Annotated in this window: 13 protein-coding genes; 8 read left to right on the top strand and 5 right to left on the bottom strand. The window is 52.5% G+C overall.

The window, feature by feature from the left end; translation table 11 throughout:
- Positions 1-858: 858 nt before the first annotated feature.
- On the top strand, positions 859-9,309 hold the full coding sequence (locus ABEH87_RS20010) for a glucoamylase family protein (RefSeq protein WP_346578997.1): 8,451 nt from the start codon (positions 859-861) through the stop codon (positions 9,307-9,309).
- A 340-nt stretch (positions 9,310-9,649) separates the two neighbouring features.
- Here the strand turns inward: ABEH87_RS20010 and ABEH87_RS20005 are convergent, their stop codons facing one another.
- Positions 9,650-11,026 (bottom strand): MFS transporter, encoded by a 1,377-nt coding sequence (locus ABEH87_RS20005; protein ID WP_346578965.1) that lies wholly within the window; start codon positions 11,024-11,026, stop codon positions 9,650-9,652.
- A gap of 126 nt (positions 11,027-11,152) precedes the next feature.
- Here ABEH87_RS20005 and ABEH87_RS20000 point away from each other — a divergent pair, with 126 nt between their 5' ends.
- Positions 11,153-11,854 carry a helix-turn-helix transcriptional regulator gene (locus ABEH87_RS20000; RefSeq protein ID WP_346578963.1) on the top strand — a complete coding sequence of 234 codons (702 nt, stop codon included), beginning with the start codon at positions 11,153-11,155 and terminating at the stop codon, positions 11,852-11,854.
- A gap of 139 nt (positions 11,855-11,993) precedes the next feature.
- Here ABEH87_RS20000 and ABEH87_RS19995 read toward each other — a convergent pair whose 3' ends face one another.
- Entirely contained in the window at positions 11,994-12,986 is a 993-nt protein-coding gene (locus tag ABEH87_RS19995) for a threonine/serine dehydratase (protein WP_346578961.1), read from the bottom strand.
- A 51-nt stretch (positions 12,987-13,037) separates the two neighbouring features.
- Here ABEH87_RS19995 and ABEH87_RS19990 point away from each other — a divergent pair, with 51 nt between their 5' ends.
- Positions 13,038-13,382 carry a metalloregulator ArsR/SmtB family transcription factor gene (locus ABEH87_RS19990; protein WP_346578959.1) on the top strand — a complete coding sequence of 115 codons (345 nt, stop codon included), beginning with the start codon at positions 13,038-13,040 and terminating at the stop codon, positions 13,380-13,382.
- A gap of 208 nt (positions 13,383-13,590) precedes the next feature.
- On the opposite strand, the gene ABEH87_RS19985 is transcribed toward ABEH87_RS19990, so the two are convergent.
- The gene (locus tag ABEH87_RS19985; RefSeq protein WP_346578957.1) at positions 13,591-13,968 is read right to left on the bottom strand and encodes a hypothetical protein; all 378 of its coding nucleotides are present in this window, start codon (positions 13,966-13,968) and stop codon (positions 13,591-13,593) included.
- 234 nt (positions 13,969-14,202) lie between these two features.
- Between ABEH87_RS19985 and ABEH87_RS19980 the strand changes: the two genes are divergently transcribed.
- Both ABEH87_RS19980 and map read left to right on the top strand, forming a co-directional pair.
- Positions 14,203-14,442 carry a ParD-like family protein gene (locus ABEH87_RS19980; protein WP_346578956.1) on the top strand — a complete coding sequence of 80 codons (240 nt, stop codon included), beginning with the start codon at positions 14,203-14,205 and terminating at the stop codon, positions 14,440-14,442.
- A 5-nt stretch (positions 14,443-14,447) separates the two neighbouring features.
- Complete coding sequence (map, locus tag ABEH87_RS19975) at positions 14,448-15,227, top strand: type I methionyl aminopeptidase (RefSeq protein ID WP_346578954.1); 780 nt, start codon at positions 14,448-14,450, stop codon at positions 15,225-15,227.
- Between the two features lie 45 nt (positions 15,228-15,272).
- On the opposite strand, the gene ABEH87_RS19970 is transcribed toward map, so the two are convergent.
- Positions 15,273-15,719, bottom strand: coding sequence for a helix-turn-helix domain-containing protein (locus ABEH87_RS19970; protein ID WP_346578953.1), 447 nt, complete (start codon positions 15,717-15,719; stop codon positions 15,273-15,275).
- 91 nt (positions 15,720-15,810) lie between these two features.
- On the opposite strand from ABEH87_RS19970, the gene ABEH87_RS19965 reads away from it, so the two are divergent.
- Entirely contained in the window at positions 15,811-17,004 is a 1,194-nt protein-coding gene (locus tag ABEH87_RS19965; protein ID WP_346578951.1) for an MFS transporter, read from the top strand.
- A 3-nt stretch (positions 17,005-17,007) separates the two neighbouring features.
- Entirely contained in the window at positions 17,008-18,369 is a 1,362-nt protein-coding gene (locus ABEH87_RS19960; RefSeq protein ID WP_346578950.1) for a pyridoxal-dependent decarboxylase, read from the top strand.
- Between the two features lie 35 nt (positions 18,370-18,404).
- On the opposite strand, the gene ABEH87_RS19955 is transcribed toward ABEH87_RS19960, so the two are convergent.
- On the bottom strand, positions 18,405-18,809 hold the full coding sequence (locus ABEH87_RS19955) for an H-NS family nucleoid-associated regulatory protein (protein WP_346578948.1): 405 nt from the start codon (positions 18,807-18,809) through the stop codon (positions 18,405-18,407).
- A 1,312-nt stretch (positions 18,810-20,121) separates the two neighbouring features.
- Between ABEH87_RS19955 and ABEH87_RS19950 the strand changes: the two genes are divergently transcribed.
- A complete protein-coding gene (locus ABEH87_RS19950; RefSeq protein WP_346578946.1) occupies positions 20,122-21,228 on the top strand; it encodes a site-specific integrase in 1,107 nt (368 codons plus the stop codon).
- The last annotated feature ends 1 nt before the right edge of the window (position 21,229 follow it).

Genomic DNA, 21,229 nt, shown 5'->3' with positions numbered 1-21,229 from the left:
TCAGAGAGTTACAGAAATTCATTTAACAGCGTTTTTTAACCCTATCAATTAACAGAATATTTTTTATAAACAGACCAGGGAGGCGTAATGTTATTTGATTTAACAGGCATGGTCCTCAGTGGAAAGTGCATTTTTTATTGTCATCCGTAAAGCTAACGGTAGCAGAGGTTTATTCTTATGATCGGTGTGGTTTAAACATTATTATCCGAAAATAAAATGGAGGCTAAATATGAATTCACGCTGTTAATTATCAAAATGGGGCAGAAAAAATGGCAAAGCCATAACTGGTGGCGGCATCGATAGCGGCACAAGGATAACTGTGCGTCATTTTTTCAGTACATGTTACGATGAGCTTCATTTCCTGACAGGCCGATTATTATGTCTTTCCTGGAGTCCGTAATAAAGCGCTTTGCAAATGCACTGAACGATAAAGTCACTTGCCCGATTTGTGGAGAAAAATCTTCACAGCCTGCCAGTAAAATTCGTCAGGGGCAGGCATTGATCTGTCCAAAGTGTAAATCACTCTTTGTTGTTCCAGATTAATTATTTTTCACTGCACGCACAGTTGACGAGCCCGCCAGACAAACGGGTATAAGCGACCTATAATTTAACGATAATTTCTGCAGCTGTTAAATCCCTGATGCCTGACACCCCATCCTGAGAGAACGTTTCTGATCTGATTGAACAACTGCTCCTGAGCGTTTACATCGCCTGATGAGCAACTCCATGAAAATAAACATTAAAAAGTGGGTTACTGCACGTAAGTCACTTAAAAAACCACCGGAAATAATCTGCGGGTCTGATACTGACTCTCCGGACGGTATTCCTATCAAAGCTGAGCTGTTTTCAGCTGAACAGATGGAACGCTATGGTCAAAAACTCGCACATTCCCATAAATTATCCAGTAAAAAGCTACCTTATTATTTACTTAAACGGCTGGAAGATAATGAATCGGTTATCACCAGTAACTGTTATTTGTTAAATGCAGGTGACAAAGCTGCCATGACGCCTGCCGGTGAATGGTTGCTGGATAACTATTATCTTATCGAAGAGCAGATACGCGTGGTTCGTCATCATCTGCCGAAAAATTTTGGTAAAGGGCTTCCCCCGCTGGCTTCTCCGCATAACTGCCCTCGTATTTACGACATCGCTTCTGAAGCTGTCGCGCATGCAGATGGGCGATGGGATCCCACAAGCCTTACCCACTATATTCAGTCCTATCAAAAGGTCACACCATTAACGCTGGGCGAACTTTGGGCGCTGCCGGGGATGCTACGTCTGGCCCTCATTGAAAATTTGCGTCGTGTCAGCATCTGCGTGGCTGAGGCGCAAAAAGAACGTAATCTGGCTGACATGTGGGTCAAGCGCATTTCTGACTGTGCTGAAAACAAGCCGGCGGATTTGATTATGGTTACCGCCGAAATGGCGCGTTCACGTCCACCGTTAAGCAGTGCGTTTGTGGCAGAAATGGTTCGCCGCCTGCAGGACCGGGGTAAAATGCTCTCATTACCCCTGACCTGGGTTGAACAGCGTCTGGCAGAAAAAGGCATCACCACGGAACAGGTTATTCATCGTTTCAATCAGCAACTGGCCTCAAGTCACCTTTCCGTCAGTAACAGCATCACCGGCCTGCGTCTGTTAGGTGAAACTAACTGGGCAGATTTTGCCGAAGACATGAGCGTGGCTGAACAGACACTGCGAAAAGACCCCTCCGGAATTTATCCGGCAATGCATTTTGATACCCGCGACCACTATCGTCATGTTATTGAGATGCTTGCCCGACAGAGCAGCTACAGCGAAGCCGGGGTTGCCCTATGCATTTTAAATATGGCGCAGGCGCCAGACCTCCAGGAAATACAGCGTCATGTGGGGTATTACTTAATCGGAGACGGTCGCCCGCAGCTTGAGCAGCATCTGGTGATAAATACATCGCGGGTTGTCCGGTTACGCCACAGTTTCAATCAAACTCCGCTCCTCTCCTGGTTAGGCAGTCTCGGTCTCCTGACGGTGGCTTTCACCGCCGATGTCCTGTTCCGTACTCACGAACAGGGCATGACCTGGCCGATGATCTTCCTGTCGTTGCCGCTTGTGGTCGTGCTAAGCCAGTTAGCCGTCAACCTGCTTAACGAGATGACGACCCGATTCCGTTCACCTCTTCCCCTGCCGCGCATGGATTTTTCGGGCGGCATTCCCGCTGAATCTGCGACGATGGTCGTTATCCCCTGCCTGCTCACCAGTGGGGAGAGTACAGACAGGCTGCTCAATAGCCTGGAAGTCTGTCATCTCGGCAACAACACGGCTAATTTGTACTTTGCATTACTGACTGATTTTGCTGATTCTCCAGAAGAAACTGCACCGGGAAATGATGCGCTTATGTCCAGGGCTGAAGAGCAAGTGCAACGCTTGAACCGGCAATATGCTTCTGCTTCGCGGCCACTTTTTTTTCTGCTTCACCGTTCTGCTAAGTGGAATGAACAGGAAAAAGTGTGGATGGGTTACGAGCGTAAACGCGGCAAACTGTCGAGGCTCAACAGCTGGCTGAGGGGCGCCGCTGAACCGTTTTACGACGTGCAGCACAGGGCGGTCGTTCCTCCCGCAGGGATTAAGTACATCATCACGCTGGACAGCGATACCGTTCTGCCACGGGATACCGCCCATAAACTGGTGGCGACCATGGCGCATCCACTTAATCATCCGGTTTACTGCCCCGACAGACAACGCGTCGTGTCAGGCTACGGTATTTTGCAACCCGGGCTGGCGGAAGAAATCCCGCGTCACGGGCAGGGGCGCTATGCGGCGATGTGCAGCAGCGTGCCCGGTAACGATCCTTATTCCATGATGTCGTCTGACATTTATCAGGATCTGTTTGGGGAAGGTTCTTTTGTCGGAAAAGGCATATACGAGGTCGACACGTTTGTGCGCGCCACCCGCAACACCTGCCCTGAAAATCTCGTTCTCAGCCATGATTTGCTGGAGGGGTGTTATGCCCGTTCAGGATTGCTCAGTGAGGTCCTGCTTTATGAGCAGTATCCTGACAACTACCTTACCGACGTGGCAAGGCGAACACGCTGGATCCGCGGTGACTGGCAGCTTCTTAACTGGCTCAGACTGAACGTCAGAAAAGCAGATGGAACTCATGACAGAAATGCGCTGAGTATACTTTCGCGCTGGAAACTTCTGGATAATTTGCGTCGCAGTCTGGTGGCCCCGTCATTACTGGCTCTGGTGTTTTGTGCCATTTTACTGGTTCCCAACCCGTTATACTGGGCAGGTGTTCTGGCCGCGGTATTATTACTTCCTACCGCGCTGGGCCTGGCCCACAATCTCATCAGCAAGCCGGCACGCCGGCCCTTTTTTCAGCATCTGATTCTGGTGTCTTCCGGCGGGCTGAAACGCCTGTTGCGCATCAGCCTCGGATTCCTCACCCTTCCGCATGAGGCGGGTTACTCACTCCACGCTATTGCCGTCACGCTGTGGCGGCTGGGGATAAGCCATAACAACCTCAGCCAGTGGGCCAGTTTTGACCAGAACACAGAGTCTGCAAAACGCTCACCCGGGCGCTTTTATCGGGCAATGTGGTTCAACGTTGCAGCCGGAATGGCACTTATCCTTCTCACGTATTTTTTTTCCTCCGGGCTGCTGCTTATTGCGCTAAAAATCGGTGTGCTCTGGTCGCTTGCCCCGCTGTTATTAAGCTGGATGAGTCGTGAGCCTGCGCGCCGGATAATCACCTTTAATGCAGAACACAAACGGCTGTTGCGTCAGAGCAGTCGGGAGATCTGGGCATTCTTTGACACCTTTGTTACGGATAAAGAAAACTGGCTGCCGCCGGATAATTATCAGGAAATTCCGCGTCCTGTCATTGCCCACCGTACGTCGCCAACCAATATAGGTCTGTCGCTAATGGCGACCCTCACCGCCTGTGACTTTGGCTATATACCTCAGGGGAATATGCTGCGACGCATTACCCTGACGCTTGATACCATGGATAAAATGGAGCATTACCGGGGGCATCTTTACAACTGGTATGACACCCGGACGCTGGAGCCGCTTACCCCCCGTTATATCTCAAGCGTTGACAGCGGTAATATGGCCGGACATTTGCTAACCCTCAGCGCAGGTTTAAAAGCATTGTCTGACCAGCCGATCTGTAACTGCACCCGGTTACTGTCGGGACTGGACGATACGCTGCGGATCCTCGTTAAATTGTGGGGACAGCATGCACCAACGCCTCTTCGTCTTCTGCATAATCACTGCCGAACCGCGGCCGCCCTGCATCCGTCATTACTTTTAACTGAGTTGAAGCTCATGCGGACGCAGTGCCATCGTCTTTACGCCCTTTGCAGCGCTGAAGATTCACCCGTCCGCCGCTGGCTCGGCCACCTCCATAACCAGTTAGTGCTGATCTGCCACGAGTGGACGCATTTTCTCAGCTGGCTTCCGGCCACCTGGGACAGTGACGCACTCCCCACGTTGTCCTGGCTTGCGCATGCAAAACATACCGACGAGACCATGCCCCCGGAGACGGCCATCCGCCATGCACGCAGACGCCTGAAAATTATTGCCGGACTCGAACTCCGTCTGAGCGAACATGCGCGAATGGATTTCGTTTTTCTCTACAATAAATCCACCCATCTTCTCAGCGTGGGTTATAACTGCGATAGTGATAAACTTGATAGCAGTCATTATGACCTGCTGCCCTCTGAAATCCGCCTGACCAGCTTCCTTGCTATTGCCACCAACCAGCTGCCGCTGAAAAGCTGGTTCGCGCTGGGCCGTCTGTTTACCACCATTGATAACGAAACGGCACTGATGTCGTGGAGTGGCTCAATGTTTGAATATCTGATGCCCAATCTGGTCATGCCAACCTATCCCGGAAGTTTACTGGAAGAGATGAGCCATTCAGCGGTAAAACGCCAGATAGACTGGGGTAAAGAGCGTGGCGTGCCGTGGGGAATTTCTGAATCGGGTTATTACTCCTTTGATGCGCTACAGAACTACCAGTACCACGCCTTTGGCGTTCCGGGACTGGGCTTGCGCAGGGGGCTTGCGGATGACATGGTCATTGCGCCCTATGCCACGATGCTGGCGTTGGTCGTTTCACCTCTTGAGGCCTGCGAAAATCTGCAAACACTGGAAATGCAGGGTGCTCGGGGGGAGTACGGTTTTTATGAAGCGCTGGACTATACACCATCACGTCTTGCCAGCGGCCAGACATTCGCGTTGGTGCGTTCATGGATGGCGCACCATCAGGGCATGGCATTTCAGGCGCTTTCTCACGTGCTGCTAGGCTCTGCCATGGTAGACCGGTTTATGACCAGCCCGTCCTTTCAGTCGGCCCGCCTGCTGTTGCAGGAGCGTGTTCCTGATGCCGTTGAGTTATACAGCCCGCGACGTCATTTCGAGTATAACGAAGGGGTGCTGAAACCCGCCTTATACGAAACGCGGGAATTTAACGGCGTGGACAGCATCATCCCGGAAGTTCAGTTACTGTCTAATTCCAGTTATCACCTGATGATCACCCAGTCTGGCGGGGGATACAGCAGCTGGAATGATTTAGCCTTAACCCGCTGGCGCAGTGATGCCACCTGCGATAGCTGGGGCTCGTTTTGCTATATCAGCGATCCTTGTACGGGTGAGGTCTGGAGCAATACCTGGCAACCTAAGGGGGGATCAGTAAGCCACTACAGCGCGGTATTCAACGATGCCGGAGCAGAGTTCAGGCTTCTCGCGGGAACCATCAGTGTTAAAACCCAGATTGTGGTTTCACCGGAAGATGACATTGAGCTTCGTCGCGTCACGTTGTTACACCGCGGAAAGCAGGCACGCACTATTGAGCTCACTACCTACGCGGAAGTGGTCCTCGCCCCTATCGAGAGCGACCTGGCGCATCCTGCATTTAGTAATTTGTTTATTCAGACCGAGCGGGTTCCTGAGCAGCATGCCATCCTGTGCCACCGTCGCCCGCGCTCACCAGATGAGCGCTGTCCGTGGATGCTGCATGCCGTGATCATACACGGGCAGACCGAGGCCGGGACCTCTTTCGAAACCGACCGGGCTAAATTCCTTGGCCGTGGAAGAACACCGTCCAACGCAGCTTCGGCAGAACAGAGTGGTTCACTGAGCAACAGTGACGGGTCGGTACTGGATCCCATTCTGGCCATCCGGCGCACCGTCATTTTGCAGCCCGGCATGCCCGTAACGGTTGATATTATTTACGGGGTGACCGAAAGCCGCCAGAGAAGCCACGCCCTGGTCGAGAAGTATCACGATCATCCCATCGCCGACCGCGTATTTGAACTGGCGTGGTCACACAGCCAGGTTGTTCTGAGACAGATCAATGCCAACCAGGATGACGCCACACTCTTTAATCGGCTCGCCAGCGCGGTGCTGTTTCCCTGCCCTGAAATGCGTGCCGGCCCTAAAATACTCAGCAAAAATCGCAAGGGGCAATCAGGACTGTGGGGATGGTCTGTTTCAGGGGATCTTCCGATAGTTGTCCTTAACGTTACGCGAGATGAAAGCATTCTGCTGGTTACCCGGGTTATTCAGGCGCACCACTACTGGCGACTGAAAGGTCTGGCAGTGGATCTCGTTATCCTTAACGACAGTTCTGACGGCTACCAGCAGGCGCTGCAGAATCAGATTGTAGAACTTATCATGAGCAGTAACGAAGCCAGCCAGATGGACAGACATGGCGGGATTTTTGTACGCAACGGGGCACATATGTTGGAGGAGGAAAGGATTCTGCTGCTCAGTGTGGCTCAGGTCATGCTTGATGACCGTGCTGGTGAACTGGAGGAACAGCTTAATCAGCGGCTTAAGCCGACTGATCCCTTAGGGCTGCCTTTTATTCCTGGTGCAACTGTTCCGGTCAATCAACACACATTGTGGGAACCTGATACTCTAAACCTTTTGTTTTTCAATGGTATTGGTGGTTTTTCCGAAGATGGGCGGGAGTATCAGATACTGCTGAATGAAAAAAACAAAACCCGCGCGCCCTGGTCTAACGTGCTGGCCAATGAGGGTTTTGGTACCGTCATTTCTGAAGCGGGTCAGGCGTATACATGGTATGAGAACGCGCATGAATATCGGCTCACGCCGTGGGAAAATGATCCTGTCAGCGATCGATCGGGTGAGGCGTACTATGTGCGGGATGAAGAAAGCGGGGCTGTGTGGTCCCCGACGACGTTACCCGTTAGCGGTAGCGGACACTATCTTACACGTCACGGCTTTGGCTACAGCGTTTTCACGCACCGTGAAACCGGGATTGATACTGAGCTGACAGTACTGGTGGCAGCAGATGCCCCGGTAAAAATTGCGATACTGGTACTCAGTAACTCTTCGGGCCGCACGAGAAAATTGTCCGTTACCGGGTATGTGGAATGGACGCTGGGTGAATCGCGCAGCAAATCAGCAATGCATGTTGAGACATGCAAGTCGGCCACAGGGCGAGGCTGTGGCGTGCTGGCAAACAACTTCTACAGCAGCAATGGTTCGGAAAGGACGGCCTTCTTCGCGGTGACGGGCGTGCACTGCTCTGTGACCGGCGATCGCCGTGAGTTTCTGGGGCGCAACGGCTCACCGCGTTCCCCTGCGGGCTTGAAAATGCGAACACTGTCGGACAACACCGGCGCAGGATTAGATCCGTGCGCCGCGGTTCAGTCTGCAACCACGCTGATAGATGGCGATCAGCGGACGTTTGTCTTTGTACTCGGCATAGGGCAGAACCCGCAGGATGCGGAATCAATCATAAACCAGTATCTCAGCGAAGATGCCGCCCGGAATGAGCAGGCAAAGGTGCACGACTACTGGCATCGCATTCTCGATCAGACGGTCATAGCCACTCCCGATCCGGCTGTCAATTTACTGAGCAATGGATGGCTGTTGTATCAGACCATTGCATGCCGCCTGATGGCCCGCAGCGGTTACTATCAGTCTGGCGGTGCATTCGGTTTTCGCGACCAGCTCCAGGATACACTGGCTCTCAGTCATGCTGCGCCTGAGCGTCTTCATGCGCAGATACTGCTGTGCGCATCACGCCAGTTTATCGAGGGAGACGTTCAGCACTGGTGGCATCCTCCGACAGGCCATGGCGTTCGAACCCGCTGCTCGGATGATTACCTGTGGTTACCTCTGTCCATGTGCCATTACGTTGAAACGACAGGTGACTTCAGCATCCTCGAGCATCGTCTGCCCTACCTTGAGGGACGTATATTACAGCCCGGCGAAGAGTCAGTATACGAACAGCCTCGTATCAGTACCCATGAAGACACACTGTGGCAGCACGGAATAAAAGCCATCCGCCATGGCCTGCGTTTTGGTCAGCACGGGATCCCGCTAATGGGCGCAGGTGACTGGAATGATGGGATGAACCTCGTCGGACTGGAAGGTAAGGGCGAAAGTGTCTGGTTGGGCTTCTTCCTTTATGAAGTATTACAGAAGTTTGCGCATCTTGCGGATCAGATCCACGACAACGACACGGCCATACTTTGCCGCAAAGAGGCAGCAAAGCTGCAGGTCAATATTGAGTCTTCAGCCTGGGACGGAGCATGGTATCGCCGGGGATATTTTGACAGCGGTGAAGCGCTGGGATCGCAGGTCGCAAAAGAATGCCAGATAGATGCCATTGTACAGAGCTGGGCAGTCTTATCCGGCGCTGGGTCCGTGGAACGTTGCACACAGGCCATGAAGATGCTGGATGAGCGGCTGGTTGATAACGAGGCCGGACTGATAAAACTGCTCGCTCCGCCATTTGACGGCAACGGGCCAAATCCCGGTTATATACAGGGCTACCTGCCGGGCGTACGTGAAAATGGAGGACAGTATACTCACGGGGCTATCTGGGCAGTCATGGCATTTGCCCGCAATGGTAACGTTGAACGTGCCTGGCAGCTCTGGTCTCTCATCAACCCGGTTAATCACGGGCGCATGCCAGAGGACATGGAGCGCTATAAGGTTGAACCGTACGTGATGACGGCAGACATTTACAGCGTTGATCCTCACATTGGCCGGGGGGGCTGGAGCTGGTACACGGGATCGGCAGGGTGGGCATATCGTTTAGTTCTCGAAACATTGCTGGGTGTTCAGCGACATGGGAACGGGTTAACGGTTCGTCCATTACTGCCTGATGCATGGCTTTCAGTAAGCCTCGTTTACCGGCATGGGGAGAGCCACTATCATATTAACGCCGCGCGTAGCGATGGGGAGTATGAGATTACGCTGAATGGCGTGTTGCATGCGGGAAACACCATTCCGCTGATTGATGACGGGCAAAGACATGCTGTTGAGATAGGTCTCGGGTCGTGATGTGGAAATGGCCATAAGTTAGGGGTACGGAAGGGAGGCGGGTCTTACCGTCTCTCCCACGCCAGTTATGTGTGTGACTACACGTACAGAATGTCTACAGCTCAAAAATGGCGTCACGCTTGATACCCAAAAAAGACAAATTTGTCTTTTCCGCCATGCCAGCACTGGCCAGGCTGAATGGAGCTCAGTTCGCTGGACCCTTCGTTTCCTAAAACTGGCGGGTCAGAAAGTGTTTTCTACTGAGGGTCCTGGATGCCTTCGACTCCGACCAGTAGCGATCGCGAATCACTAACAAGAACCGCCCTTAATAGATGGGATCATAAGCCATCTGTGCATACTTTCACGGGGTGTGTTTCTTATTTGCTGACCCCCTGCTAAGGATGGTAACCCATAACAGGCCGCCGAGCAGTGACAGGGCAATGGCGAGGCAGGCGGCAAAATAGATACCGGCCGCGAGAGGTTTTACAGCGTTTAGCAATCCGCCAAAGATTGCGACGCCCAGCACTGAGCCCATTTGTCGGCTGGCGTTGAGTACCCCGGCGGCAATTCCTGCCTGTTCTTTGACTATCGAGCCCATAACCGTCGCCGTGGCGACCGGTGTTATAATCCCCGCGGCAAGACCGAGGGCAGGGAAGCAGAGCGCAATCCGCCAGTAGGGTGCATTGTCTCCGGCTAAAATTAAGCCTGCGAATCCGGCAGCATACAGCCCGCAACAGCCGGCTATCAGCACCAGTGGGCCAAACCGACGGTTAAGTTTTCCAGCGCTAAAACTGCCCATCGTGACCAGTACGGTCAAGGGAAGAAAGGCGAGACCCGTATCCAGCGATGACCAGCCGCGCTCAGTCTCGAAGTACAGGCTGAGCAAAAAAAACAGGCCATAAAACACTAATCCTGAAACAAGTGAGACGATAACCGAGGCGGAAAAATCTGCAATGCGAAAGAGCTTCATCGGCAGCATCGGTTGACTGATTGTGCGCTCGGTAAAAATGAAAAAAAACCATGCAAGGGCTGCCACCAGTATTCCACCGCAAATCCAAGGGTCATGCCATCCTCGATGGAGACCTTCAATCAGCACGGCAACAGATAATCCCAGCGCGATGATGGCCATTAACTGCCCTGAAAAATCTATCGGCCCCACATCGGCAGTTTTTTTTATTACAGGGATACGCGCTGCCAGCATGACCCCAAGGAGTGCAATGGGGACATTGACCAGGAAAATACTTCGCCAGCCTGATAGATGGATTAGTAAACCGCCAAATAACGGGCCGGCAGCCATGGCAATTCCACCGCACCCAGCCCAGACACCGATGGCTTTAGCGCGCTGTTGAGATTGCGGAAACTCACTGTTTATTAAAGCCAGAGAGGCGGGGACCAGTAAGGCTGCGCCAATACCCTGCAATATTCTTGAGATAACCAGCGTGGATAATGTTTGTGAAAGGCCACATCCGGCCGAAGCCAATGCAAATAACACAAGACCGGTGAGATAAACTTTTTTTGCACCTAGTTTATCGCCCAAAGCCCCACCGCTGAGCAGCAGGCTGGCGAAAGTAACAGTGTAGGCACTGACGACCCATTGAAGTCCGGTTATGGATGAGTGCAGCGTTGCTGCCAGCGGAGCAAGTGCCACGTTCACAATCGAGGTATCCATAATCACGATGATGTAACTGATACTTGTGGCAGCTAGCAACCATTTTTGAGTTGAAGAGGTATTATTCATTGGCAGAGGCTATTGACTATAGATGAGATAAATTGACTATACTCTTCGGCCAGTAAATAATGATTCGAGCTGTATCGAAGTGTCCTTTCACCGCAGGACGCCTATTTCTCTTTTAACGGCGGCAGAATGAATCAGTTTCACATTTCAGTCGTGGCCCATCTCATCGCTGAGCCGGTGCGTGCGATAATGCTCATTCACCTTTCTGGAGGCGATGCCCTCTCGGCCAGTGCTCTGGCAGAGGCCGCCGGAATTACAGCACAGACCGCCAGTTTTCATCTTGCAAAACTGCGCGAAGGCGGGCTGATCGTTGTGAATTCTGTCGGGCGCTATCGTTATTATCGCCTGGCCGGGCCACATATCTCCCAACTCTTAGAAAGTCTGGCCTCGGTTGGACCTGTCACTTCACAGTGGCAAACTACACCAAATCGCTCCGCTAAGGAGCTGCGTTTTGCTCGCTGTTGTTACGATCATTTAGCCGGTCAAATTGGCGTAGTAATTATGCAGCAGATGCTTAAGCGCGATCTGATTGCCATGGGAGAGGGTCAATACTGTGTGCTAACTGTTCAGGGGTATCGCTGGTTTGAACAGCAAGGTGTGGAAATCAGCGCAGATCATGCGGGAAATAATCCTCTATGCCTCGACTGGACCGAACGGCAATATCACCTCGCAGGCCCGCTTGGATCGGCACTGCTGGCGGCTTTTATAGCGAAAAAGTGGCTGACCCGGTCGAGTAAATCAAGATCGCTGAAAGTCACCGTGGCAGGTTGGGAAGCCTTAGAGAAACACTTTGGGATTTGCCAGCACGAAGGGACTGTTGCAGCAGAATAATGCCTTTTATTAAGTTTGCCAGTGGCACAAAAATAACCTTATGGGCTGACCCCATCTCAGTAAGTACCCTTGCTTATGTTCATCATTGAGGACAGAAGCACGCTCTGCTGACAGTAAAACGTGCTTCTGATGCGTTCCCTCAGATTGCGGCTTCATTCAGCAAGCTGAGATAGCGGGAACCGGATATGTTTCTGCCGCTGACCACGCAGGCAATTCTGCGTCCCCTGAGTTCCTTTTTATAACGAATAGCTCCTGCCACAGCAGGTACCCCGGAGGGTTCTACAACGTGACAATGCAGATTAAGCATTAAAAGCATCGCTGATTTGATTTCTGCTTCCGTAACAGTGATAACACGATCAACATGGTCACGAACGAACGGCCAGGTCATCGCCTCTGGTTCAATATAGCCACTGATACCCTCCGCAATCGACGATGTTATTTCCACAGGCATAGTCTCGCCTGCTTCTTTCCATCTGGCGAACGTTGGACTGGCTTCACTTTGTATCGCCCAGACTTCGACAGCTGGGTTTATGGCTTTGACAGCCGTTGCGATGCCGGAGGTAAGCCCACCGCCACCAATATTTACGAGAATAACTTCAACATCCGTCCAGTCTTCCATAATCTCAAGACCGACGGTGCCTCCCCCTGCAATCATATGCGGATTATCGTAGGCAGAAACAAAAGTCATGCCAGACGTTTCTGCAGCAACAATGGCGGCCTGTCTGGCGTGTTCAATATCTGCAAAAAAGGTCACCTGAGCACCATATCCCTTCATAGAAGAGACCTTCATTGGATCTGCTGACTGCGGCAAGTATATGGATACGGGTACACCTGCAGATTGCCCTGCACAGGCAAGTCCCAACCCGTGATTTCCAGCCGTTGGGGCGATAACGCCACTGGTACGCTGCAACGGGTCCAGACTGGCAAGAAGATTTGCGGCTCCTCTCAGCTTAAAGCTTCCGGTCAGCTGGAGACTCTCCATCTTGAGCCGGACTTCCGCTCCCACAAGAGCTGACAGTTCCTGAGAATGCTCCAGCGGCGTTCTGCGTACCGTATTCTTAATTCGCTGAGCAGCCGTATAAATGTCCCTCAGCGTCACACTGTCCATTGCCCTTTGGTTGTGGTCTGTCATAGTATCTCCCATAAGTTATATATTAAAATAACTATATAGGTGATTGGCTATATGAACAAGCATAAGACATTAATGTCAGAAATTTTCCGGGCCCTTGGAAATGAACACAGGCTGAAGATTGTGGGGTGGCTTGCCGACCCAAGGTCACATTTTCCTGAACAGGTGGATGGCGACTTAGTCGAGGATGGTGTTTGTGTAGGATTCATCACCGAAAAAATCGGGTTGAGTCAGCCTACAGTTACAGGCCATCTTCACTATCTTTCAAAAACCGGGTTGGTGACGTCGAAACGGATAAAAAACTGGGTGTTCTACAAACTCTCTCATGACCGCATAGATGAAGCATCGAAAATATTGTCTGAGTATGTGAAGCAAGCATCACTTCCCAATGTGCAGTGAAGTGGCGGTTTAACACGGGCAGGCGTGGGCGGCTGTGGTTGTAAAAGACGGATATAAAGGATCGTTGTGAACATGCTTAATGACCCTATCAAAGGCGGTCACTCAGGCGGTCACCGAACTCGATAATAAAAAGGCTCATCGACAGTCGCCACTGGATGCCGGCATGGCAGTCCCTGGCAACAGGCTGTCATATTCATTCTGAAAAATTCTATTTCAGAATGCACTGAGCACGGCTGTCTTCAAAAATAGCCTGTAAATACTCTTTAATTTTATTTATATCTTCTGCCTGATTTAACAGGGCCTGGGTTTTTTTAAATCCTGCTATTTTTGCTGCGTCGTCATTTAATGTAATCACCAGATCACGACAACTGAGTTCAACACTTTCTATGGCCGATGGAATTTCAAAGGGCGTGGACTCGCTCTGAAATCCAATGCAATCATCAGTCGACAGGTTTTCTTCATCAAATTTGCTGATGATGAAGAAGTTTTCAGGACAGTGCTTGTCATCACCCACCGCCAGCGTAAGTACATCATCTTCGTCGATGCATTCAATGCATACGGCATTAAATTTTTTTGTGTAATTCATTAAATCCCTTAAACATAAAGGTTTCTGGTTCTGGGTTTTCTTACTGTGGCAGACCCGATATCTCCCTCTGCCGGAGTGCCCCGCCAGGATCAATTTGTCGCGAAATAACCGCCTCCCGGTAAAGCTTGTATAAAACTAACAGGTATCCTCGATCAGATCCTGTTCCTTTCCCAGTAGCCGTCCCCTGAAAATCATGGCAGTATACGTTACATATATGTTTCGTATAGGTGTGGTATGGGAATCGTCAAAATTTCTGATCTGATGCATGAGAATCTGCGCATCGCCAGCCAGTCGATGAGTCGGTCGATTAATTCGCAGGCAGAACACTGGCTGAAAATCGGCATGCTGGCCGAACTTTATCCCAATCTTACCCATCATCAGTTGGCCAGAGCGCTGGTGCTGACCGAACTGGAGGGGGGGATGGATATTACCCGCATCCTGAGCGGCGATCTGTTGAACGAAAAGGCGGTTTGAATAATATGGTTACTCTCCACACAGCGGAAGAAATCGAACGCGCGCGCTCGGCGGGTCATGCCGCAGCACAGGTCCTGGCAATGATTATCCCTTTTGTGCGCCCCGGTGTAACCACCGATGAACTGGACCGCCGCTGCCATGATTTTATCGTGCATGAGTTAGGCGTGATCCCGGCAAATATTGGCTACCATGGCTATACCCGGACGCTCTGTACCTCGGTTAATCACGTGGTCTGCCACGGAATCCCGGATAATAAAACGCTGAAGGACGGCGACATCGTCAATATCGACGTTGCGGTGATCAACGATGGCTGGTTCGGCGATACCAGCCGCATGTACTTCGTCGGGGAACCTTCGGCACAGGCTCGTCGCCTGGTTGACGTTACGTATCTGTCGATGCTGGCGGGGATCCGCGCCGTGCGGCCGGGGGCGCGACTGGGCGACGTGGGCGCGGCAATCCAGCAGGTGGCGGAAAAGGCCGGGTTCTCGGTGGTGAAAGACTATTGCGGTCACGGGATTGGTCGGGTCTATCACGACACACCCGATGTGCTGCACTATGGTAAAGCGGGCACCGGGATGCGGCTCAGACCGGGGATGATTTTTACCATTGAGCCGATGATCAATGCCGGAAAGGATGATACCGACGTGCTGTCGGACGACTGGACGGTGGTAACGCAGGACGGTTCGCTCTCTGCTCAGTGGGAACACACCGTTGCGGTGACGGCAGAAGGGTTTGACCTGCTGACGCCGTGGCCTGACGGAAATGGCTATCATCCGGCTATCTGAATGTATTTAACCTTCACGCGCATCGGGCGGCTTCACGCATAATGATTAGCTGATTTTTTGCACGCGAGTTTTTTCCGGAGTGATCACATCTCCCTGCTGATTGCGAACACGCAGTGGTGCCAGCGGTTTTCCGCTGGTAATTTCCAGTAGATCGGAGTGGGTTTCATCAGCGGAAAACAGATACTGCTCGCCAAACTGCTGCAGGGAAACCATCAGCGGAAACAGATCGTTAGCCCGCTCTGTCAGTACATACTCCTGCCAGGCTGAGCCATCTGAAGCAGGTTGTACCTGCAATAATCCTGCCTCCACCAGTTTTTTCAACCTATCGGCGAGAATATTACGCGCCACACCGAGACTGCGCTGAAACTCGCTGTAACGGCGAATGCCGTCAAAAGCATCGCGCAGAATCATCAACAGCCAGCGATCGCCAATCAGATCAACGCTGCGGGCTACCGGGCAGGATGACTGGCTCAGAGACATGCGTTCAGTCATGGTGCAATCCTCAGTGATGAATGTGGTTGCATTTTAAAACTACTTCGGGCAGGCTGCAAATGGTTTTAATTTGAAACCACCTGGAGGCGAAATGACGACCGTGGCAGAAAAAAGAGCAGAAGGTGTGGGTTTAACCTCCTGGCAGGTGGGGTTGTTTGCCTGTGCCTGCGGACTGAGCGTGGCCAATGTTTACTACGCACAGCCGCTGCTGGATGCGCTGGCAATCGCTTTTTCAATCAGTCCTGCTGCTGTGGGTGGGGTCATTTTCGCTACTCAGGTCGGCTGTGGGCTGTCGCTGCTGCTGCTGGTTCCACTTGGTGATGTGGTTAACCGCCGCTGGCTGATGCGCTGTCAGCTGGCCGGATTGATTGTCGCATTGCTGCTGGTCAGCGTGACGTCCAGCTCATTGATGCTGTTGTTGGCGATGTTACTCATTGGGATGTTCGGCACAGCGATGACCCAGGGGATGATCGCTTATGCAGCTACCGCCTCCAGCCCTGAAATGCGCGGGCGAGTGGTGGGAACCGTTTCCGGTGGGGTGGTGATCGGGCTGCTACTGGCGCGGGCGGTGGCCGGTGGCGTGTCGGATATCACTGGCTGGCGTGGGGTTTACGTCAGTTCTGCGCTACTGATGACGGTGCTGGCGGCAATCCTGTGGTACCGGCTGCCTGATTTACCGCGTGCGGCGCCCGCACGCTGGACGCAGGTGTTACATTCACTGTGGCAGCTGCTGCGAACCAACCGGGTATTGCAGGTGCGCGGGGTGCTGGCGCTGTTGATGTTTGCCAGTTTTAATATTTTCTGGAGTGCGCTGGTGCTGCTGCTACGCTCCCCTCCGTGGCAGCTGACGCACGGCCAGATTGGCGCGCTGGGGCTGGTGGGTGCCTTCAGTGCGCTGATCGCCAGCCGCGCCGGGCGCTGGGCTGACAGCGGGCTGGCAGAGCGTACCAGCGCAGTGGCACTGATGTTGCTGTTACTGAGCTGGCTGCCGCTTTGGCTGGGTGCCGGTTCGTTAGTATTTCTGATTGCCGGGATCCTGCTGCTGGATGCGGCCGGTCAGGCGCTGCACGTTATCAGCCAGAGCCTGATTTTCGCCAGCGAGGAGGATGCCGGTGGCCGGCTGATTGCCGGTTATATGCTGTTTTATTCCGTCGGTAGCGGTGCCGGTGCAATGATTGCTACCCAGGCATTTGCCTGGGGGGGCTGGGGGGCAGTGTGCCTGTCAGGTGCCGCCGTCAGCCTGCTGGCGCTGATTTTCTGGACAATTTTCAACAAGAAGAGGTAAGCCATGACGGAATTTGAACTGCTGACGGCGGCCGATGCGCGCGCACTGAACTACAGTGCCTCACTGGCTACGCGCCGGGTTTTTCCCGATGCCGCTGCGCTGGCCGGACTGGCGCGCTTTGATGAAGACTTTCCACAACAGGGGCTGCCGGCAGAGCAGACACTGGCGTTGCTGGATGAGGCGGGTTCGCCTGCCACCACGGCATCTAACGGGCCAAACTATTTTGGTTTTGTGATTGGCGCATCGCTACCGGTGGCTTCGGCGGCCGAACGGCTGATGATTGCCTGGGATCAGTGCGCCTCCGGCTGGGATAACTCCCCGGTATCCGCCACGCTTGAGCAGCTTGCCGGGCGCTGGCTGCTGGAGGTGCTCGATCTGCCGCGCGAAAGTGCCGTCGGGTTTGGAACCAGCGCCACGGCTTGTACGCTGAGTTGCCTGGTGACGGCGCGGCGTGAGCTGTTGCAGCGACAGGGATGGGATGTGGACCAGGAGGGGTTGACCGGTGCGCCGGAAATCAGCGTGGTGGTTTCCGCACTGACACACATCACCGTAAAAAAAGCGTTGCGCGTGCTGGGCTTTGGGCTGCGTCATTTGCAGGTCGTCCCGGTTAATCATCGGGGACAGATTGATGCAACATGCCTGCCCCCTCTTGATGAACGTACCATCCTCTGTTTACAGGCCGGTGAAGTGAACACCGGCGAATTTGATGATTTTGCGACGATAATTCCAGTGGCAAACGCTGCCGGAGCATGGGTACATGTGGATGGCGCGTTTGGCCTCTGGGCGCGTGCCTCGGGGTTGAAAAGTCTGACGGCCGGGGTCGAACTGGCGGACAGCTGGACTACCGACGGACACAAATGGCTGAATACGCCGTATGACTGTGCGATGGCGATTTGCCGGCATCCCGCTGCGCTTGCCACGGCGATGAATGCAGATGCGGTCTATTCTGTCGCGGCGCAGGACGCACAAAAAAATCTGACCCTGGAATTCTCCCGCCGTCCGCGTGGTATTCCGGTCTGGGCGGCGTTGCGCACGCTCGGGCGTGACGGTGTCGCCGCAATGGTAGAACGCCACTGTGAGCTGGCTCGTGATATCAGTGCCGGATTACAGACAGCCGGGTACGACGTACTGAACCGGGTAATGATTAATCAGGTTTTGTTTCGGACTAAGGATGATGCACATACCCAGCGGGTGCGTGAGGCATTACAGGCGTCGGGTGAAGCGTGGTTTGCCGGAACCGTGTGGAAGGGACAGGTGGCTTTACGTATCAGTGTTAGTTCATGGAAAACGGAAAAGCACCATGCAGAAAAGCTGGTGGAATTACTGAGCAGGTTATATCAGCAGACGCTGTTACAGGAGGAATAAATCATCCGGCCGCCCAGCAGGCGGCCGGTTGGCAATTACTTGATCAGGAAATCTTCAAGCTTTTTGCCGGCATCCAGTGCCTGTTTAATAATTGCCGGGGTACGACCCTGGCCGGTCCATGATTTCTGCTCGCCATTCTCATCAGTATATTGATATTTGGCAGGACGCGGAGCACGCTTGGCACGTGTTTTGCTGGTGGAATTATCTGCAGCTGTCAGTTCGCTTAAATCGATACCGTCTTCCAGCAGCATCTGGCGATATTTAGCCAGCTTCTCTTCTTTCTCTTTAATCTCAGAAGCAATAGCCGCTTCTGAATCACGTCTTTCGTTCACTACCGCTTCAAGTTTCTCCAGCATCTCTTCCAGTTCAGCTAAAGACACTTCACGAGACTGGGCACGAAGGGTGCGAATATTATTTAATACTTTCAGCGTTTCGCTCATAACGGAATCCGTAACCTGTGAGTTGGTTTAAATTAGTAACGACATAACGAGACTCAGTGTACAGACAAATGAAGAGTGAAAAAACACTAAATTAGAAAAATGTTAGTTTAAATGTTACCTGGATATCATTTTAGTACTCTGACGAGAAGATGCAATGTCACTATATTTACAACTTATGGGATAAATCTTAACAAGGTCAGTAAGGATGCAGGAAGAACAACGCCATTTAATCCCTGATAGTAACAACGTATTTCCTGATATACCGTGAAGGCGGTGGTGTGTTCAATGTATTGTAATTAATGGTTTTTACAGGGTTTTTGGCATAATAAATCACCTTTTTTATCTTGTTTTAGTTATGCCGGGTGAGCCGATATTGAATGAATGAGGATAAATCAGGGGGGAGAACTGCAGGGAATGAGGAATTTAACCGCATCCTCCTGTTGATAAATATTGCGTCAACCAGGTTGATTCGTAGACCGCCGTGCATATTTCTCTATCAGGTCTTTTTCTGACCTGGCGGAGAGCATCATCTCTTCCTCCTGTGATTATAAAGCTTGTTTTACCCACGGATTGCTATAGTAGCGGGGGACTTTTTCATACGGACTATTGCTCTGGAGTGGAGTCATCTTTTTAGTTACAACATACTTATTCGCTAAATATATCTCCGTCCCATCCGCCCATTGCAGGGTAGGTTTTCTCCAGCAGGTATAAACCAGGCGAGCGTCTTTGTAGCGAAAAGTACGGACCCTGGACGGGTGATGGCTAATATCTTTAACCTCCGTGGCCTGTTGCTCTGGGTTAAAATCATCACAATGCTTGCTGCTACAGGGAGCCATAATAACGAGTATTCGCTTTTTTCCTGAAAGTCTTTCCGTCCAGCTCCAGAGTGATACTGCAGTATTGCAGATACCGGTGAAACTATTTCATTCCGCAAGCTTTCTTCTTTGATAAAAGATTGCGATTTTTGTCAGCCTGTTAATGACGAATCCGGGATCGCAATCGTGGCGCTATCCCCACTGACTGTGCTGGAAGGGGCTCCATCCCGATACTGTTCGTCATAGTCAGCATCTGGTGACCAGACCTGAGGTTGTCCGTAATGCAGTAATTTTCACCTCATTAACGCTTTCGTCAATTCTGTCGCGGAACCAGGAATAAAGGCAACGCTACGCACTCTTCGTGACTCCAGACCTATTAAGTCTGGAGTCACAGGGTTTAACGCGTTAAAATCAGGGTTTCCACCGACAGCCTCTCTATCTCAGCGGGATAATCAAGATGAAAAAATCCTATGATTTTGTAATCTCAGGATTACAGGATGTCTGAATCTCATAATCCTGAGATTATTGCCTCGCCTCATGTTGGGCGTCATGTTCTGCTTTGGCTGAATGCCGTGCGGGCCTCCTCACTGGCTGAGCTGGAAACCAGCGGTGATGCAGGTTCCGTATTGCAGGTCATGAAACTCTGGGTGAGGCTTTCCCTGATACAGACCCGTCGTCGTCCCGAAATCGCTATTTCGTCACTGCTTAACCATGTGCTTCCGGTAATGGGCCAGCGGCCCGTGGCAGATGTCACCCGGCTCCAGCTTAACCGCCTGTTTAATATCCTGATTGCCGAAGGTAAAAAAGAAGAAGCGCGCCGCGTGTTTGCGCTCTGTAAGCAGTTTTTTGCCTGGGCTGAGATGCAGGGCTACATCGGCTACTCGCCGCTCAGTGCGATGAAAAAACGTGATGTGGCGGGGAGAAGCGCTCCGCCGGGAAACCGGACGTTAAGTGATGCCGAAGTGTGGGTATTCTGGCACGGTTTAGATGCCTGGGACCTCTCTGAGCAGTGTCGCTGGGCGCTTCGCCTTTGTCTGCTGACCGCGCGCAGGCCTGATGAAGTGGTACAGGCACGCAAGGAGGAATTCAATCTGACGTCCGGACTCTGGCGACAGGGCACGCGCAACAAATCGCAGCGTGAACATGTCTTGCCTCTGACGCCCCTTATGCGCACCTGTATTGATGCACTAATGAAGTCCAGCCCGCCGGGATCTCCCTGGCTGGTGCCGTCACCCGTGACGTTGTCACAGCCGCTGTCACGCGGGGCAATTACTCAGGTGCTTCGACGTATGATACGTGCCGACCGCGGGCTGGGTATTGAGCCGTTCACCACGCGCGATCTGCGGCGCAGCGCACGCTCCCGGCTGGCCGCGCTCAATACGCCAAACGACGTTGCGCGTAAGATTATGAACCACGCCCTGGAAGGAATTGACAGGGTGTACGACACCCACAATTACCTGCCGCAAATGCAGCTGGCCCTGAATGCGCTCTCCGACAGTATTGAGCGTATCATTGCCGCAGAGTCCTATCACGTGCTGGAACATCGCTATCCTGGCGAAAAACTGCAGCTCGATGAGCGCGCGCTGTTATACATGGAGCCTTAGC

It is taken from the genome of Erwinia sp. Eh17-17 (assembly GCF_039675725.1).
Taxonomy (GTDB): domain Bacteria; phylum Pseudomonadota; class Gammaproteobacteria; order Enterobacterales; family Enterobacteriaceae; genus Erwinia.
The sequence above is the reverse complement of the archived record's forward strand: the minus strand, read 5'-3'. Positions and strand labels throughout refer to the sequence as shown.

Bases quoted from the DNA above. Each gene is read 5' to 3' on its own strand.
- ABEH87_RS20010 (WP_346578997.1), top strand. From the start codon at position 859: ATGGAACGCTATGGTCAAAAACTCGCACATTCCCATAAATTATCCAGT.
- ABEH87_RS20005 (WP_346578965.1), bottom strand. From the start codon at position 11,026: ATGAATAATACCTCTTCAACTCAAAAATGGTTGCTAGCTGCCACAAGT.
- ABEH87_RS20000 (WP_346578963.1), top strand. From the start codon at position 11,153: ATGAATCAGTTTCACATTTCAGTCGTGGCCCATCTCATCGCTGAGCCG.
- ABEH87_RS19995 (WP_346578961.1), bottom strand. From the start codon at position 12,986: ATGACAGACCACAACCAAAGGGCAATGGACAGTGTGACGCTGAGGGAC.
- ABEH87_RS19990 (WP_346578959.1), top strand. From the start codon at position 13,038: ATGAACAAGCATAAGACATTAATGTCAGAAATTTTCCGGGCCCTTGGA.
- ABEH87_RS19985 (WP_346578957.1), bottom strand. From the start codon at position 13,968: ATGAATTACACAAAAAAATTTAATGCCGTATGCATTGAATGCATCGAC.
- ABEH87_RS19980 (WP_346578956.1), top strand. From the start codon at position 14,203: ATGGGAATCGTCAAAATTTCTGATCTGATGCATGAGAATCTGCGCATC.
- map (WP_346578954.1), top strand. From the start codon at position 14,448: ATGGTTACTCTCCACACAGCGGAAGAAATCGAACGCGCGCGCTCGGCG.
- ABEH87_RS19970 (WP_346578953.1), bottom strand. From the start codon at position 15,719: ATGACTGAACGCATGTCTCTGAGCCAGTCATCCTGCCCGGTAGCCCGC.
- ABEH87_RS19965 (WP_346578951.1), top strand. From the start codon at position 15,811: ATGACGACCGTGGCAGAAAAAAGAGCAGAAGGTGTGGGTTTAACCTCC.
- ABEH87_RS19960 (WP_346578950.1), top strand. From the start codon at position 17,008: ATGACGGAATTTGAACTGCTGACGGCGGCCGATGCGCGCGCACTGAAC.
- ABEH87_RS19955 (WP_346578948.1), bottom strand. From the start codon at position 18,809: ATGAGCGAAACGCTGAAAGTATTAAATAATATTCGCACCCTTCGTGCC.
- ABEH87_RS19950 (WP_346578946.1), top strand. From the start codon at position 20,122: ATGTCTGAATCTCATAATCCTGAGATTATTGCCTCGCCTCATGTTGGG.